The sequence below is a fragment of the Thermohahella caldifontis genome, from assembly GCF_041153465.1.
Classification (GTDB): Bacteria; Pseudomonadota; Gammaproteobacteria; order Pseudomonadales; family Oleiphilaceae; genus Thermohahella; species Thermohahella caldifontis.
Genome location: NZ_CP154858.1, coordinates 3,265,855 through 3,281,292 on the forward strand (window position 1 = coordinate 3,265,855; position 15,438 = coordinate 3,281,292).

A 15,438-nucleotide genomic window follows, 5' to 3' on the forward strand; every position below is an offset into this window, starting at 1 on the left:
ATAATGCGCCCTCAATACACGGGGGGTAACGCATGTTTGATCTCGCCACCTATGCCCGGCAGGCCGAGGGGCTCATTCAGGCCGGCCGGTTCCTGTACAGCCGCGGCTGGTCACCGGCCACCAGCAGCAACTACTCCGCACGCCTGGACGATGCACATATCGCCATTACCGTCAGCGGGCGGCACAAGGGTCAGCTCACCACTGCCGACATCATGGTGGTGAATCTCGATGGTCAGCCGGTGGCCTGCAATACCCGCCCTTCTGCGGAAACCGGCCTGCACACGGAACTCTACCGCCTGTTCCCGGACGTTGGCGCCGTGCTCCACACCCACTCCGTGGGCGTCACCGTGCTCACCCGTCTCCTGGCTGACGATGCCGAAGTGGTTTTCCGGGATTATGAACTGCAGAAAGCCCTGTGCGGTCAGACCACCCATGAGGGCAAGGTCCCCGTGCGCATTTTCGACAACACCCAGGACATCCCGGCGCTGGCCGCGGAAACCCGTGCCTGGTTCAGCGAACACCCGGAAGTGCCGGCCTACTTCATCCGCGGCCATGGCCTGTATACCTGGGGCCGGGATCTGGACGAATGTCTGCGCCACGTGGAGGCGCTGGAATTTCTGGTACAATGCGAACTCGAACTGATCAGGATACGCTCATGAGCACGCTTTACATCTACACCGACAACCAACCTGAAGCGCCCCAGCGCATTGTCAACGCCCACGAAGACATCGCCTCGCTGCTTTGCAGCAAGGGTGTGCGTTTTGAACAGTGGCCCACACGCGACCTGCCGGAAGGAGCGGATCAGGAAGCCATCTTGGCTGCGTATGCCGATGATGTGCAGCGCCTGAAGGACGAGTGCGGCTTCACCACCGCAGACGTGGTCAGCCTGACACCGGATCACCCCCAAAAGGACGCCTTCCGCCAGAAATTTCTCTCCGAGCACCGGCATGTGGAAGACGAGGTCCGCTTCTTCGTGGACGGCAACGGCCTGTTCTACCTGCATCTGGACAACGAAGTCTGGGTGGTGAATTGCACCCGTGGCGACCTGATCAGCGTGCCGGACGGAACCCGTCACTGGTTCGACATGGGGCCTGCCCCCCGCTTCACCTGCATCCGGCTGTTCTCCAACCCGGAAGGCTGGGTGGCGGACTTCACCGGGGATGACATTGCCGACAAGTTCCCGCGTTACGAAGCGCTGCTCGGATAAGTCATGATTCAGGCCATTGTCACCGACATCGAAGGTACCACCAGCGCCATCTCCTTCGTGCATGAGGTGCTCTTTCCCTATGCGGCGGCGCACCTGCCTGACTTTGTCCGGCAGCATGCACAGGAGCCGGCGGTACGCGAACAGCTGGATGCCACGGCCGCGGAAGCCGGACTGGATCCGGCGGATACGGAAGCCCTGATCGGACAGCTTCTGCAATGGATCCGCGAGGACAGGAAGATTACCCCGCTCAAGGCCCTGCAGGGCATGATCTGGAAAGACGGCTATGCGCGCGGCGACTATACCGGCCATGTCTATCCGGATGCGGCGGAGAGCCTCAGACGCTGGAAGTCGGAAGGCAAGCGGCTTTACGTGTACTCATCCGGCTCGGTGGAAGCCCAGAAGCAGCTGTTCGGGCACTCCGACGCCGGTGATCTGACCTCGTTGTTCAGCGGTTATTTTGATACCCGGATCGGTGCCAAGCGGGAGGCGGCGTCCTACCGGCGCATTCTGGACGAGATTGGCCTGCCCGGTGATCAGGTTCTGTTCCTCTCGGACGTGGTGGCCGAACTCGATGCCGCCCGGGCAGCCGGCATGCGCACCTGCCAGCTGGTGCGGGAAGGCACGGTTGCCGGCGATCAGCACCCGGTCGCCCGGACCTTTGACGAGGTGCCCCTGGACTGACCGGGGCGCCCATGTCGTATATTTACGCACAAAAGCCCCGGCGGCAGTAGGCATGGCCGTCAACTGAGGGTAAAATGTGTCCCCGCATCATCAACACCACAGTGTGAAACTCAAGGGGACACCATGTTTGAGCAGGTCAGTGCCGCCCCAGCGGATCCGATTCTGGGACTTACCGAAGCCTTCAAGAAAGACCCTCGTCCGAACAAGATCAACCTCGGCGTTGGCGTATACAAGGACGAAACCGGTGCCACACCCATTCTGCCCAGCGTCAAGGCGGCCGAGAAGCACCTGCTCGAAACCGAAACCACCAAGAGCTATCTGAGCATCGAAGGCGTGCCCGAATACGGTCAGGCCGTGCAGCGTCTGCTCTTCGGTGCCGAGCATCCCATCGTCAGGGATGGCCTGGCACGTACCGCTCACGCACCCGGCGGTACCGGTGCGCTGCGCATTGCAGCCGAGTTCATGGTACGCCAGCTCGGCGTCAAGCGTATCTGGGTGAGCAATCCCACCTGGGCCAACCATGCCAGCGTGTTCCGTGCCGCCGGTCTCGAGGTGGCCGAGTACACCTATTATGACGCAGAGCGCAAGGACAAGGATTTTGCAGGCATGAAGGCCGCACTGGCCAGTGTGCCCGCGGGTGATGCCGTGCTGTTCCACGGCTGCTGTCACAACCCCACCGGCATTGACCCCACGGAAGCCGAATGGAAAGAACTGGCGGACATGGCGGCGGCCGGCGGTTGGGTCACCCTGTTCGACTTTGCCTATCAGGGCTTTGCCGAAGGCATCGAGGAGGACGCCCGCGGTCTGCGCATCTTCCTGGAGAAGAACCCGGAACTGCTCATTGCCAGTTCCTTCTCCAAGAATTTCGGACTTTACAACGAGCGCGTAGGCGCCTGCACTCTGGTCGCCAGGACACCGGAAGCGGCGGATAACTGCTTCAGCCAGGTCAAGGCCATCATCCGCGCCAACTACTCCAACCCGCCGTTCCACGGTGCGGGCATCGTCACCACCGTGCTCGGCAGTGACGAACTGACGGCCCAGTGGGTGCAGGAAGTGGCGGACATGCGCGAGCGCATCCGCACCATGCGCGACCTGTTCGTTCAGACCCTCAAGGACAAGGGCGTGACCCGCGACTTCAGCTTCATCGCCCGCCAGAACGGCATGTTCTCCTTCTCCGGCCTCAACAAGGCCCAGGTGGATCGTCTGAGAGAAGAATTCGGTGTCTACATTGTCGGCTCAGGACGCATCAGTGTGGCGGGCATGACCCGTAACAACATGGATGCACTCTGCACTGCCATTGCCGAAGTTCTCAAGGGCTGACCTTCGGCCTCGCAATCCAAAAACGCCCGGCCCCGAGCCGGGCGTTCCGTATCTAGCCCCGCTCACCCATCTGGCAGATGCCAAACTTGCGCCGGTAGGCCCCGGGGGAGATACCCGTCCGTTCCCGGAACAGGCGCCGGAACGAATTGGCATCTTCATAGCCCACCTTTTCGGTGATGCGCTCGATGCTGTCCCGGGTGGATTCCAGCAGCACCTTGGCCCGCTCGATACGCAGATTCTGAAGGTACGTATTGGGCGTCATGCCGGTCGCGGTCTTGAAACGGCGGATAAAGGTGCGCGGACTCAGGCCAAAGCGCTCCGCCACGTCATCCAGTGTGGTGAGGGTTGCCAGATGATCTGCCATCCAATCCTGAATCCTGCGAACGACCTCATCCCCATGGCGGGTATTGAAGGTCGTCATCATGTAGGGCGTTTGCGCCTGGCGCTCCGTATCCACCAGCAGCTTCTTGGCCACCTCGCCCGCCAGTGATGCGGAAACCTTGCGCCGGATCAGGTGCAGAAGCAGATCCAGGCCTGCCGTCGCACCCCCGGAACAGGTCAGCCGGTCATCCTCGGTCACCAGCAGATTGGGCTGCAGCCTGACAGCGGGATAGCGTTTGCGGAAGGCATCGGCAAATGCCCAGTGCGTCGTGGCCAGGTGCCCGTCAAGCAGGCCCGTTTCCGCCAGTACAAAGGCACCGGTGCAGATGGCCGCCATGGTGGCCCCGCCGGCGTATTGGTCCCGGAGCCAGGGCCAGAGGGGTTGCGTGGCCGGCAGGGCAGGGAGAATGGCAAACATGAAACCGGGAATGATCACCAGATCCATCTGACCGGCGTCCGCGATGGCCTTTTCCGGTGCCAGACGGAGGCTGCCGCTGGCATGCACAGGCAAGCCGTCTGCGGACAGCGTTGTCAGACGGAAAGGGGGCGGTGTCTTGCGGAACTGGCACAGGGCATTGGCACAGGTCAGCAACTCCAGCGTGCTGGCGACACTGGCGGCGGAACAGCCGTTGGCCATCAAAACGGCCACATTGAGAGCCGGGGCAGCGGACATCATGAACTCCGGATAGCAGTTTTCGCATGCATCATGTCGTTTATGCCTGTATTGCCGCCAGGCGTCAAGCATTAATCTGTACGCGAGAGAGGAGGACGTATGCAAGGCAAAGACACCGTTGAACCTGTAACCCGGCCGGCGGCAGGCAGTCGCCGGGGAAAACTGGTCACCCTGATAGCCAAGGGCACCGATACCACTCCGGCCATTATCCGGGAAATGTGGCGCCTGCGCTGCAGCTACCTGGATCTCAAGATTCCGGAAGCCGAAGACTGGGTGCGTTTTTCCGGCTATTGTCAGCGACCGGAAGTCACGCTGGTCAATTTCTTCGACATGGAGGGCAACCTGGCAGGCTTTTTCACCTTTGCCTACTACCCCATGGCGCACGAAGGCCGGAAAGCGCTGATCATCCATGCCAAATACTACTACGTGCACCGGGAATGGCGCGGCCATCCGGCCTTCACGACTGCCGCCTGGAAACTCTTGCCCGGCATTCTGCGCCGGTACGGATTGCGCAGCATCTACTTCGCGGCGCTGACCTTTCCCACCAGTTTTGTCTCTCTGGCGCGCACTTTCGGCCGGGTGTACACCATTCAGGAAACCACCACGCCGCCTTGGGAGCGTGCTGTCCTGAAGCAATTTGCCATGCTCAGCTATGGTGAGGAATTTGATGCCGAAGCCTGTGTGGCACGCCGTCAGAATGTGCCCCAAGGGGAGAACCGCCCTCAGCCCGAATCCATCCGCAAGCTGGTAGAGCGCTACGAGGCCCTCAATCCGGCGTGGCGTGAAGGCGTCTCCCTGCCCATCATGATGAAGCTGGATTTGCCTACCGTCTGGAGCACCCTGTCCACCAGCTTCCGGCGCATGCTGCGCAAGTTCGGCCGTTAGCCAGCCGGCGCATCGCCGGCGTCCCTCGGTCGTGCCACGGCTGCCCCGTAGATTTCCAGAAACTCCGGGGGCTGTCGGCGCGGCTTGCCCGTACTCAACTCGATACAGACCAGATCCCAGCGTCCCCGGAACACCACCGCCATGTCCGACTCACGGATAATCTGAAACCGGCGCATCATGCGGGTGGGTGCATTCTCTGCCAGCCAGGTTCCCACATGGAGCGCGTCGCCGGCAAAGGTGGCTCGCAAATAATCATACTCGCCGTGATGCACAGCCATAGCCCTGTCAAGCCGGTGATAATCCGCCACACTCAGACCCAGCAACTGTGAGTGGGCCCAGGCCGCCGACTCGCACCAGTTGACGTAACGACCGTTATTGGTGTGATTGAGCTCGTCGAGATCCTCTTCCGAAACCGTGACGCTCCAGATGAAGGGCGTCTCAACGGGCCACAGGCTGTCATCAATCATGTGTGCCTCCGGGTGCGACTGAAACCGCAGTATAGCGTTATGGCCAGACACAAAAAACCCGGCTGCATGAGCCGGGTCGCAAAGGGCCGAGACAACGCCTCAGCTCAACATGGCTTTGAGATCCTTGAGCAAGGCCCGGCTCAGGTCCTTGCGCTGATGTGCCTTGTCCACTGCCCGACTGTAGAAGCCAACCACCACATCACCCTGGCAGCAGACGCAGGTCTGCGCGCTGTTGGCCTTCTGGTTGACGAAAGCGTAGCGCTGCAGGAACTGGTTCAGCGTCTGATATCTGGTTCTTGTGTTATGCGTCACTCCATCTGCGGAAGCGACTTTACCATGAGCAGTCCAGCGGGTTGCTGCGGGTCAAGCGCCTAACAGGCGACGCGCGAGTACGGATTGCATGTCACGGCGTCCATCCGCAATCAGGTAAATAATGACTTGGCTGCCTGCGACACGGCAGATCACGCGGTATGGTTTAAAGAGGGTCTGGCGATATTCTTTGATTCCAAGGCCGACCAGCTCCTTCGTATAGCGGCCGCACTCCGGGAATTTCGACAGACCCTCCACAACGGACATCAACTCATCCAACACATGGTTGGCGTTGGCGACGCAGTCGAATTCGGAGATGTAATCATGGATGGCCTCCAGGTCCTGCTCCGCACCCTCGGTGAGCAAGGCCCCAAACCTGGCAGATGTGCCTGCGATCAGACTGAGGCTCGCTTGGCCCGCAAGCGGGCAACGACGTCGGCCACGGGTTTGACCTTGCCAGCGGCCACATCCTGATTGCCCAGCGCCAGGATTTTCAGCAAGGCCAGTGTTTCTTGCGTCTCCTCAAAAGAGGCGACGTCCTGCAGGACAGCCTTGGCTTCGCCGTTTTGGGTGATGACCATAGGTTCACGCTGCTCCGAGATGCGCGCCAAAACCTTGGCAGCGTTGGCCTTGAGATAACTGATCGGCTTGACTTGTGATGAGTAGCGCATGGTGGTGCTCCGGACTTTAATCAGACCAGTTATAGTCCTTTTATAGTCCGATGGCAAAGTGTGGAGCAGGTCGACTTTTGGCAATTCGGCGCATGCCAGAAAAAGAAAACCGCTTAAAATCAGCGGCTTACGTTGCATAAATTTGGTGGAGGCGGCGGGAATCGAACCCGCGTCCGCCAGTCCTCTGCCTTTGGCTCTACATGCTTAGTACCTTCTACTGGGTTAACGCTTTACCGCCCGAAGGCCAGGGTGTAAAGCGCGAGTCCCTTTAAGGTTTCGCCCAATTGCCTCGGGACAAGACGCTCAGGCTAGCTTGTTCTGTTTGACACCCAGTTCCGCGCTACAAGCAACTTGGAGTGGGTGCTGGCTGGGATTAAGCAGCCAGTGCGTAGTTTTCGTCGTTTGCGACTATTTTTTTGCAGCTTTGGATTAACGAGACTCGCTGCCGTCTCGGCATGCACCTCAGGGTTCGTAACCGGCGTCGAAACCAGGTCGCCCCCGTATCTTTTCAGATATGGGCCATCATAGCAGTTTTCAAGAGCCAGTGAAACCTGGCGTCTCCCCATTTTTACCCCGGCCCCGTGGCGAGAGAACCATTTCGGGCAAACAAGTCATCAATCAGACTTCGTGTTTTTCGTTTGCGCCAAAGTGGCCAGAACAGCATCCGTGCACCTCTGAACAGGTTCTGCCATCCCTTGAGCAGGCTGTAGAACGGGAACTTAAGCGCCTTGTCCGGCTTTTGACGGCGTGAACTTCTGATCAGACAGCTATCCCGGTCCTGCCAGACGGCAAGCAGTCCCCAGGCCAGACTCGCCAGCGCAACCAGATTCTGAAGTGTGGTGAAGCGCCGTGCCGGTACAGACTCCAGCGCAAAGCCCTGCTTGGTAAAGCGGTAGCCTTCCTCGCAGGCCCAGCGGTCCATGTAGGCATGTATCATGCGCTCTCCCTGTCGCCTTCCGCGCACCGGACGCGTGGTAACCAGCACCAGAGGTTCCGGGCGGTCATGGCGGACGACAATCATCCACAAGAGCCTGTCCGGATGCTCTCGCAGCATCACCCGGGTGATACCGAACCTGACGCGGGGGTCTCCCCGTCTGAGTTGCCCCTGATGCTTCAGCGGCAGTTCACGGGCAATCTGCTGCGCTGTTTTATGACGGTCCCGCCAGCACCAGTAGCGCTGATTGGCCGCTCTGACCAGCACCTGCCGTTCACACCGGATCCAGGCATCCCACAGGATTCCCCGGTCGCCTCCCCGGTCTATCACCCAGAGCAGATCCTTCCGAATATGCCGGCTCACTTCATCCATCACCGAGAGAATGTCATGGTTCTCGCTTCTGAATGCCGTGCGCTGCGGGGTGTTCAGGCGGGTCAGCAACGGCAGCGTCTTCCCGCGCCGGATATCCCGTGCCACCACAGTCATCAGCGGATATCCGCCGACAATTTCTCCGGTATCGCCGTCCCTGACGCGGCCCCGCCATTCACTTTTCGGTGCGCCGTCACGGTTCAGATCGCCCGGATCAATGGCCAGGATCATGTCCTGCGTGACGTGCCGGCTGACGAGCGCAAGCTGCACCTGCTCTGCGGCCCAGGCCACTTCACTGTGTCCGGCCAGCATGCGGGAAATGCGCTTCTGGGTATGGTGCAGTCTGCATGGCTCATTGAGTGTGCGGGCAATCTCTGCCTGCGTGAGGGAACCGGAAGTGAGGATGCCGAAAGTGACCTCTGCCATGAGCTTTCGCACAGGCCGTGTGATCTGTTCAGGTGTCTGGTCAATCAGGCTGCAGAGGCGGGCTTTCCATTTTGTCCGATCTGTGGCATGGTAAGGCATCGGGGTTTTTCTTTGGGTTCAGTGACTTATAGGCAATCACATTGTACCTGGAGGGAAACCCCGATTCCGTTACCACATCACGTTTTTCCCTTTAAAGTCAAAAGGTTGAATGGCGCCTTCTGAAAAAAATGGGGAGACGCCAGCCAGTGAAACGCCATAAATTTATGGCCGGCCGTGTGTCAGTCTGTCCAGCTCGAAAAAACAGGTCTCGAAGTGGCCCACGAGCCGGTCGGGGTGCGGCACCAGATTGCGGTCGGCAATGCAGCCGAACAGCACCTGCCCGTCGTAGGTCAGGATGGAAAGTCCCAGACCCACCTCGCCGGACTGGGGCACCCAGAACAACGGATGCCGCAGCCGGCTGCCGGCCAGATACAGCGGTTTCTGCGGTCCCGGCACATTGGACATGACCAGCGATGCATTCTTGCTCAGCACTTCCAGCGCCGTCTGCTCCAGAATGGCCGGGCCGCGGCCGAGTGCACCGAGGAGCCCGTAAAAGAGCTGGGCCTGGAAGGAGCGCTTGAGTTCGCACATGGCGTTGTGCACCTGCTCGAACCGGGTCATCGGATCCTGCTGGCCCACGGGCAACGGCACCATCACCAGTCCGAACTGATTGCCCAGTTCGCGCACGGGCTTGTCCAGCGGCCGCAGATTGACCGGCACCGCAGCATGAAGTACCGCATGGGTCACGTCCTCACCGGTTTCGATGAGATAACGCCTCAGCGCGCCGGCCGCGCACGTCAGCAGGACATCATTGATGGTGGCATTGAGGCGCTTGCCGGTGGCCTTGACATCGGTCAGTGCCAGCGGCGGAGCCCAGCTGACCTGTTTCAGGCCGGTCAGGGGACGCTTGAGCCGGGTTTTCGGGTCGGCAGGCATGGCGGCGATGCGGGCCAGTTCGCTGCCCAGAGCCAGCCCGTCCTGAGCCAGTTCCAGCAGATGTCCCGGGTGCTCCAGGATGCGGCGGCTTTCTTCAAGAACTTCCTGTCCGATGTGGAAGGTTTCCTCCACCAGCTTGCGGGCTGGTTCCCACCAGGCATGAGAGGGCCTGACGGTGCGATCCGGTTGGGCAGGGCGGTGGTCTGGGTGGTCATCCGTCAGCGAAAGCAGCACCCGCACCAGCGCTATCCCGTCGGCAATGCAGTGGTGAACGCGCACGATGACAACGGACCCGCCGTCAAACTGTTCGACCACATGCACCTGCCAGAGCGGGTGTGTGCGATCCAGTGGCGTGGACATCAGATCCGAGGCCAGGGCCTTGAGCGCATGAACATCGCCGGGGGAGGGCAGGTTGACGCAGTGAACGTGGCGATCCAGATGAAACCAGGGATCTTCTTCCCAGAAGACCTGAGTGCCGTTATCCACCACGCGCTGGCGAAAGCGGTCGAAGGTCAGCAGGCGTTCGTTGAGTACCGTCCGGAACCGGTCCATGTCCAGCGGATCGTCCAGTACCAGTACGCCGCCGATCATCATGAGGTTGGCCGGTGACTCCATGCGCAGCCAGGCAATATCCACTGGCGCCATGGGCTGGCGTTTGCCGTTCTGGTTCATCCTGTCACCCTCTGTTCTTGTTGTTATCCAGGGCAACAGTGTAACGCCAAAAACCCCTTTCAGGCTATGGGTTATTTGTTGGCGTACTCGCGCACCAGACGGGCTTTCTGGCGATTCCAGTCACGTTCCTTCTCGGTGGCGCGCTTGTCGTATTCCTTCTTGCCGCGCACCAGGGCGATCTCGCACTTGACGCGGTTGTTCTTCCAGTACAGTGCCAGCGGCACGACAGTCAGGCCCTGCTGTGCCACCTTGCCCATCAGGCGTTCGATCTCCCGCTTGTGCAGGAGCAGCTTGCGCGTGCGTGTGGGGTCGGCCACCACGTGGGTGGACACTTCCTTAAGTGGTGTGATGTGGGCGCCCAGAAGCCAGGCTTCACCATCCTTCAGAAGAACATAACTGTCCACCAGCTGGCACTTGCCCGCCCGCAGGGACTTCACTTCCCATCCGGTGAGTACCATGCCGGCTTCGAACTTCTCGAGAATTTCGAACTCGTGCCTTGCCTTCTTGTTGAGGGCTATGGTATTTGAGCCGGGTGTCTTTTTCGGTTTGGCCATGTATCCTTCCCAATGATATCTGGCGCCTATTGTACCTGCACGGCGCCAGTGGGGAAGAATAAATTTGAACAGGAGAGCAGATGGCGCGTTTCATTCCGCCGGCTTCTGCGCTGGCGGAGCAGAGTGCCGGGCAGCGCTTCGGGCTGGTGGCGCTGGGCATTCTCATGACCTGGGGCATCGCCGACGTCTGGCGGACCCCCATGCTGGTGGCCGATCAGGGCGGGCTGGGCTTCTTTTTGCTGTACATGAGCCTGGTGGGCATCATGGCCATGCCGGCGGTCGCAGCAGGGCTGTCTGTCGGGCGCGCTCACATGCTGCCCGCGCCTCAGAGTCTGTCCATGGCGCTTACCGGCAGGGTTCAGTCGTTTTACTGGCTGGGCCTGCTGATGTTTGTCTGCCTGCTGACGCTTGCGGTGATCTATCTGGTTGTGGGTAGCCGGGTACTTGCGTATGCCTGGTGGGCCGCAACCGGCCAGCTGAATGTGTCGGGACCGGACACGGCCGCTGCGGCGCTGTCACGGCTGTTGCCCGAAGTCTGGCCCCAGTTGGGCTGGCTGGCGCTGCTCAGTCTGACGCTCTGGCTCATCTCCTCGCGTCAGCGGCGTGATGTCATGCGTGCGACGGGTCTGCTCGTGTTCCTGCTGCTGATTCTCATGGGGGTGATGGGTGTGGGGATATGGAAGTATGCCGACCCCGCCGGGGGCATTGCCGTGCTGCTGGCCCGCGAGGCGACCCGCGTGACACCCGCCATGTTTGCACTGGCCGGTGAGCAGGCGTTGCTGGCACTGGGTGCCGGGGTTGCTGTCTTTGTCACCGTGGGGGCCTACAGCCGGCGGCGGTTTCCGGTGGGGCGCGCCCTGCTGACCTGGACGCTTGCCGACGGTCTGCTGATTCTTCTGGCGGGGGTGCTGGTGCTGTCCCTGGCCTTTGCTGAAGGCATGATGCCGGAGGTGGGCGGGAGACTGGTCTTCGCCCAGATTCCCTATTTTCTGTCTTCCTTTCCTCTGGGCAGCTTCTATACGGTAGTCGTTTACATCTGGCTGGTACTGCTGGTGCTGGGTTCCCTGCTGGCGCTCTGTGAGCCTTTGGTGTACTGGATCGAGCATGGGGGGATTTCGCGGCGTGTGGCGGCATTGGTGGTGCAGGCGCTGGTCTGGGTGCTGGCGGTGGCCTGGCTCAATTGGGAGGTTCATGCGCCGGAGACGGTGGCGCTGGCGACGCGGGCCTTTTCCTATCTGATCCTGCCGTTGCCCATGTTGTGCCTGACCGGCATGGTGGGCTACTTCAGGGGTTATCCGCAGTTCTGTCAGGGGCTGGGCTGGCCCATGTCGGCCTGGAAATCCCGGCTGCTGTGGCGCATGCTGCGCTACCTTTCCTTTCCGCTGATGGTTATCATACTCGGCCTGATGATTCTGCGCTGGAACAGTGCGCCCTGCTGGCTGGACACCAACCAGGTAGCGGCCTGCGCACAGGACGGCGCGTCTGCAATGCACAAGGCCGGGGAGTAATCGTGCCAGACGTACAGCGAAGCGCACTTGTCATGTATTCCGCACGCCAGATGTTTGATCTGGTCAATGACGTGGCGCGGTATCCGGAATTCCTCCCGTGGTGTGGCGGCACCCGGATTCTGGAGAGCAAGCCCGACGAAATGCTGGCCAGCATCGAGGTGGCCAAGGGGGGCTGCGACAGCGCTTTACCACCCGTAACCGGCTGGCCGAGCCGGAGCGGATCGACATGCACCTGGTGGATGGCCCCTTTCGCTATCTTCATGGCTGCTGGCATTTCCGGGCGCTGGATGTCAACGCCTGCAAGGTCGAGCTGGTGCTCAGTTTTGAAATGAACACGGCACTTGCCGGCGTGACCATGGGGCCGGTGTTCAACCAGGCTGCGAACACCATGGTGGATGCGTTTGTAAAACGGGCAAAGGTGATTTATGGGTGATGCACGGATCCGGGTGGAAGTGGCGTATGCGCTGCCCGAAAAACAGAAAGTGATCAGCCTGCAGGTGCCGGCAGGTACCACGGCCTACGAGGCGGTGGTGCGCTCGGGCATTCGCGAGTATTTTCCCGAGATTGATCCCTCAACCGCAAAGATGGGCATTTTCGGCAAGGCCATTTCCAACCCGGACACGCACGTCCTGCGTGATGGTGACCGGGTGGAGATCTATCGTCCCCTCAAGGTTGATCCCAAGCAGGCCCGGATGAACCGCGCCAAAAAGAAAGCTGGCTGATTACTCGGGCGCGTCGGACTTGTGTCGGGCGCGGTAGGCCTTGCCCAGCGTCCGGTATTCGTCCGGCAGCAGGGCGAGCTTGCGGATTTCCTGCAGCGTGCCGTCAGGCGTATAGACAAGCTGCACATGCTGTCGCCGGATCTCGCCCCCTCCCAACTGCAGGGTGTAAATGTAATCTTCCAGTGTGGGATCGAAGGTGTCCGTGGACAGGGGGGTACCCAGAACGAAGTGTACCTGGGCCCGGTTCATACCGGGTTCCACCCGGGCCAGATCCTTGTCTTCAATGATGTTGCCCTGCTGAATGTCGAGCCGGTACACGCCGGGAAAGGCGCAGGCAGTCAGGCCGAGTGACAGGGTGCAGAGCAGGGTGAGGGAGCGGAGTCGGGCAATCAGGATGTTTCGCATGGGTTTTTGAGGTACACTGCCATTTATGGTTGAGAATGATAAACGATAGTATGCAGAACAGGGTCTGACATGGCGAATGAGAACATAGAACTTAAAAAAGCCGGGCTGAAAGTCACGCTGCCCCGGATCAAGATTCTGAATATACTGGAAACCTCCGAAAAACGCCATATGAGTGCGGAAGATGTGTACAAGGCGCTCATGGAAGCGGGAGATGACGTGGGCCTGGCCACGGTGTATCGCGTTCTGACCCAGTTCGAAAGTGCAGGGCTGGTACTGAGGCACAATTTTGAAGGCGGGCACGCCGTTTTCGAGCTCAATGATGACGAACACCACGATCACATGGTGTGCGTGGATTCAGGCGAGGTCATCGAATTCTACGATGAGGAAATCGAGCGTCGGCAGCATGAAATCGCCAAAAAGCATGGCTACGAAATCGTGGATCACAGCCTGACACTCTACGTGCGCAAAAAAGCGGAGTAATTCATTACATTGGGCGGATCGCATTTCCGCTCGTGAGCGTGTGGCTGCCCGGGCCGGACAGCAACACGCTCATGTACCATTGAACCCGTGTATCAGTGAAGTTGTCCTCCGGACACCATTTCCCGCGCATGAGCCAGGGTGCTCTCCGTCAGATGCACGCCGCCGAGCATGCGTGCCACCTCGAGTACCCGCCTGTCCGCGTCCAGTGTTTCAACCCGGGAACGCACGCCTTCTCCACTATCATGCTTGCTGACAAACAGGTGCTGATGCCCCTGACTGGCCACCTGTGGCTGGTGGGTGACCACCAGAATCTGACAGTGTGTGGCCAGCTCGCGCAGCAAGCGACCGACAATTTCGGCGGTAGCACCACCAATGCCCACATCCACCTCATCAAAGACCAGTGTCGGGGTGGCGGAGGAGGCAGCACTGACCACCTGAATGGCCAGGCTGATCCGCGAAAGTTCACCGCCTGACGCAACTTTCTGCAGGGGTTTGAGCGGCTGCCCCGCATTGGTGCTGACCAGAAACTCCACGGATTCCAGACCGGTTGCTGACGGCTCTTCAAGTGTAGTCAGTGCGACGCGAAACTCGCAGTGCATGTCCATCAGCCCCAGTCTGTGGGCGACTTCGGCTTCCAGCTCTGCGGCCGCGGCCTTGCGTGCGGCGGACAGTGCCAGGGCCTGCTCGCGATACGCGGCATCTGCCTTCTCCAGGGCTGCCTCCAGGGCTTCAATGCTCTGCTCGCCGCCGGAAAGGGCTTCCAGTTCCTGTTTCAGTGCCCGATGGTGTGCGCAGAGTGCTTCGGGCTGGACGTGGTGCTTGCGCGCCAGGTCATACACGGTGCTCAGGCGGTTTTCCACGTCCTTCAGGGCTTCCGGATCCAGTTCAATGCCCTGTTGCAGGTGACGCAGTTCGGAAGCCGCTTCCTGCAGCTGAATAAGTGCCTCGTGCATGAGTGCCCGGGCGTTGTTCAGTGCCGGTCTCTCCAGCTCCAGATCATCCAGCTGATGGGTGGCACGCTGAAGCTGCTCAAGGATGCCACCATCACCTTCCAGGGCTTCGCTCTCCACGGCATACAGTGTACCCAGAAGTGACTGTGCGTTGCTCAGCTCATAGTGCCGGGCTTCCAGTTGTTCCAGTTCGCCTTCCTGCAGATCGAGTTCGTCCAGTTCGCGGACCTGATATTCGAGCAACTGAACGCGGGCCGCCTGTTCATCCTGGTTTGCCCGAGCCTGATCCAGTGCCTGGCGGGCCTGCATGCGCTGACGCCAGGCCTTGCGGACGGCCTGGACCCGTTCAGGCTGGCCGACGAGGTCATCCAGGATCCGCAGATGCTGTTCTTTGCGCAGCAGTGCCTGATGGGCGTGCTGGCCATGAATGTTGACCAGCAGCTCGCCCAGGGCCTTCAGTTCACCGAGCGGCATGGGCTGGCCATTGATGTACCCGCGGGAGCGTCCGTCAGAGGTAATGGTGCGTCGCAGCACGCAGCTCCCGTCCATCTCCAGTTCCCGCTCCGCCAGCCAGCGCTGCACATCGGGCAGGGCATGGACGTCAAACTCGGCGGACATGTCAGCTCTTTCCGCGCCGGCCCGGACCAGATCGGCACTGGCACGCTCGCCGGTGACCAGCGCAAGGGCGTCCAGAAGAATGGACTTGCCCGCACCGGTTTCTCCTGAAATGACAGTCATCCCGGGCCCGAAGCGGATATCCAGGTTGTCTGCAATGGCCAGATTCTGAATGCGCAATTGAGTCAGCATACCCATCCCTCAATCGTGAATATGTGTATATATACAGTAAAA

General features: G+C 60.4%; 19 protein-coding genes and 1 other RNA gene. 9 read left to right on the forward strand and 11 right to left on the reverse strand.

The genetic code is table 11. From position 1 onward, the window contains the following. The first annotated feature begins 32 nt into the window (after nt 1–32). From AAIA72_RS15865 to AAIA72_RS15880, 4 genes are all read left to right on the forward strand, one after another. On the forward strand, nt 33–659 hold the full coding sequence (locus AAIA72_RS15865; protein WP_369601257.1) for a methylthioribulose 1-phosphate dehydratase: 627 nt from the start codon (nt 33–35) through the stop codon (nt 657–659). Then, nucleotides 656–1,207, forward strand: a complete 552-nt coding sequence (locus tag AAIA72_RS15870) for an acireductone dioxygenase (RefSeq protein ID WP_369601258.1) — start codon at nt 656–658, stop codon at nt 1,205–1,207. Before AAIA72_RS15865 ends, AAIA72_RS15870 begins: the two co-directional genes overlap by 4 nt. Before the next feature lie 3 nt (nt 1,208–1,210). Beyond that, entirely contained in the window at nt 1,211–1,888 is a 678-nt protein-coding gene (mtnC, locus tag AAIA72_RS15875) for an acireductone synthase (protein WP_369601259.1), read from the forward strand. 123 nt (nt 1,889–2,011) lie between these two features. After that, nucleotides 2,012–3,208 carry an amino acid aminotransferase gene (locus tag AAIA72_RS15880; protein ID WP_369601260.1) on the forward strand — a complete coding sequence of 399 codons (1,197 nt, stop codon included), beginning with the start codon at nt 2,012–2,014 and terminating at the stop codon, nt 3,206–3,208. 52 nt (nt 3,209–3,260) lie between these two features. On the opposite strand, the gene AAIA72_RS15885 is transcribed toward AAIA72_RS15880, so the two are convergent. Then, nucleotides 3,261–4,262 carry a GlxA family transcriptional regulator gene (locus tag AAIA72_RS15885; protein WP_369601261.1) on the reverse strand — a complete coding sequence of 334 codons (1,002 nt, stop codon included), beginning with the start codon at nt 4,260–4,262 and terminating at the stop codon, nt 3,261–3,263. A 99-nt stretch (nt 4,263–4,361) separates the two neighbouring features. Here AAIA72_RS15885 and AAIA72_RS15890 point away from each other — a divergent pair, with 99 nt between their 5' ends. Beyond that, nucleotides 4,362–5,147 (forward strand): hypothetical protein, encoded by a 786-nt coding sequence (locus tag AAIA72_RS15890; protein ID WP_369601262.1) that lies wholly within the window; start codon nt 4,362–4,364, stop codon nt 5,145–5,147. Here AAIA72_RS15890 and AAIA72_RS15895 read toward each other — a convergent pair. From AAIA72_RS15895 to smpB, 8 genes are all read right to left on the reverse strand, one after another. Next, the gene (locus AAIA72_RS15895; protein WP_369601263.1) at nt 5,144–5,614 is read right to left on the reverse strand and encodes an acyl-CoA thioesterase; all 471 of its coding nucleotides are present in this window, start codon (nt 5,612–5,614) and stop codon (nt 5,144–5,146) included. The genes AAIA72_RS15890 and AAIA72_RS15895 overlap by 4 nt on opposite strands. A 99-nt stretch (nt 5,615–5,713) precedes the next feature. Next, entirely contained in the window at nt 5,714–5,926 is a 213-nt protein-coding gene (locus AAIA72_RS15900) for a hypothetical protein (protein ID WP_369601264.1), read from the reverse strand. A 51-nt stretch (nt 5,927–5,977) separates the two neighbouring features. Then, nucleotides 5,978–6,289, reverse strand: a complete 312-nt coding sequence (locus AAIA72_RS15905) for a type II toxin-antitoxin system RelE/ParE family toxin (protein ID WP_369601265.1) — start codon at nt 6,287–6,289, stop codon at nt 5,978–5,980. Nucleotides 6,290–6,318: 29 nt separating this feature from the next. Beyond that, a complete protein-coding gene (locus tag AAIA72_RS15910) occupies nt 6,319–6,594 on the reverse strand; it encodes a type II toxin-antitoxin system Phd/YefM family antitoxin (RefSeq protein WP_369601266.1) in 276 nt (91 codons plus the stop codon). 143 nt (nt 6,595–6,737) lie between these two features. Further along, nucleotides 6,738–7,094, reverse strand: a transfer-messenger RNA (tmRNA) gene (gene ssrA / locus AAIA72_RS15915). A gap of 68 nt (nt 7,095–7,162) precedes the next feature. Beyond that, nucleotides 7,163–8,323, reverse strand: coding sequence for a hypothetical protein (locus AAIA72_RS15920; protein ID WP_369601267.1), 1,161 nt, complete (start codon nt 8,321–8,323; stop codon nt 7,163–7,165). Nucleotides 8,324–8,584: 261 nt separating this feature from the next. Then, on the reverse strand, nt 8,585–9,970 hold the full coding sequence (locus tag AAIA72_RS15925; RefSeq protein WP_369601268.1) for a wax ester/triacylglycerol synthase family O-acyltransferase: 1,386 nt from the start codon (nt 9,968–9,970) through the stop codon (nt 8,585–8,587). 71 nt (nt 9,971–10,041) lie between these two features. Next, nucleotides 10,042–10,524, reverse strand: a complete 483-nt coding sequence (smpB, locus tag AAIA72_RS15930; RefSeq protein ID WP_369601269.1) for an SsrA-binding protein SmpB — start codon at nt 10,522–10,524, stop codon at nt 10,042–10,044. A gap of 80 nt (nt 10,525–10,604) precedes the next feature. On the opposite strand from smpB, the gene AAIA72_RS15935 reads away from it, so the two are divergent. The 3 genes from AAIA72_RS15935 to AAIA72_RS15945 all read left to right on the forward strand — a co-directional run bounded on the left by AAIA72_RS15935 (nt 10,605) and on the right by AAIA72_RS15945 (nt 12,754). After that, on the forward strand, nt 10,605–12,032 hold the full coding sequence (locus AAIA72_RS15935; protein WP_369601270.1) for a hypothetical protein: 1,428 nt from the start codon (nt 10,605–10,607) through the stop codon (nt 12,030–12,032). 97 nt (nt 12,033–12,129) lie between these two features. Next, entirely contained in the window at nt 12,130–12,465 is a 336-nt protein-coding gene (locus AAIA72_RS15940) for a type II toxin-antitoxin system RatA family toxin (protein WP_369601271.1), read from the forward strand. Beyond that, nucleotides 12,458–12,754 (forward strand): RnfH family protein, encoded by a 297-nt coding sequence (locus AAIA72_RS15945; RefSeq protein WP_369601272.1) that lies wholly within the window; start codon nt 12,458–12,460, stop codon nt 12,752–12,754. Before AAIA72_RS15940 ends, AAIA72_RS15945 begins: the two co-directional genes overlap by 8 nt. Here AAIA72_RS15945 and AAIA72_RS15950 read toward each other — a convergent pair whose 3' ends face one another. After that, a complete protein-coding gene (locus tag AAIA72_RS15950; RefSeq protein ID WP_369601273.1) occupies nt 12,755–13,159 on the reverse strand; it encodes an outer membrane protein assembly factor BamE in 405 nt (134 codons plus the stop codon). It lies immediately after the preceding gene. Nucleotides 13,160–13,228: 69 nt separating this feature from the next. Here AAIA72_RS15950 and fur point away from each other — a divergent pair, with 69 nt between their 5' ends. Beyond that, the gene (gene fur, locus AAIA72_RS15955) at nt 13,229–13,639 is read left to right on the forward strand and encodes a ferric iron uptake transcriptional regulator (protein ID WP_369601274.1); all 411 of its coding nucleotides are present in this window, start codon (nt 13,229–13,231) and stop codon (nt 13,637–13,639) included. A gap of 92 nt (nt 13,640–13,731) precedes the next feature. Here fur and recN read toward each other — a convergent pair whose 3' ends face one another. After that, nucleotides 13,732–15,396: a DNA repair protein RecN gene (recN, locus tag AAIA72_RS15960; protein WP_369601275.1), complete on the reverse strand. Its 1,665-nt coding sequence runs from the start codon at nt 15,394–15,396 to the stop codon at nt 13,732–13,734. Between the last annotated feature and the right edge of the window lie 42 nt (nt 15,397–15,438).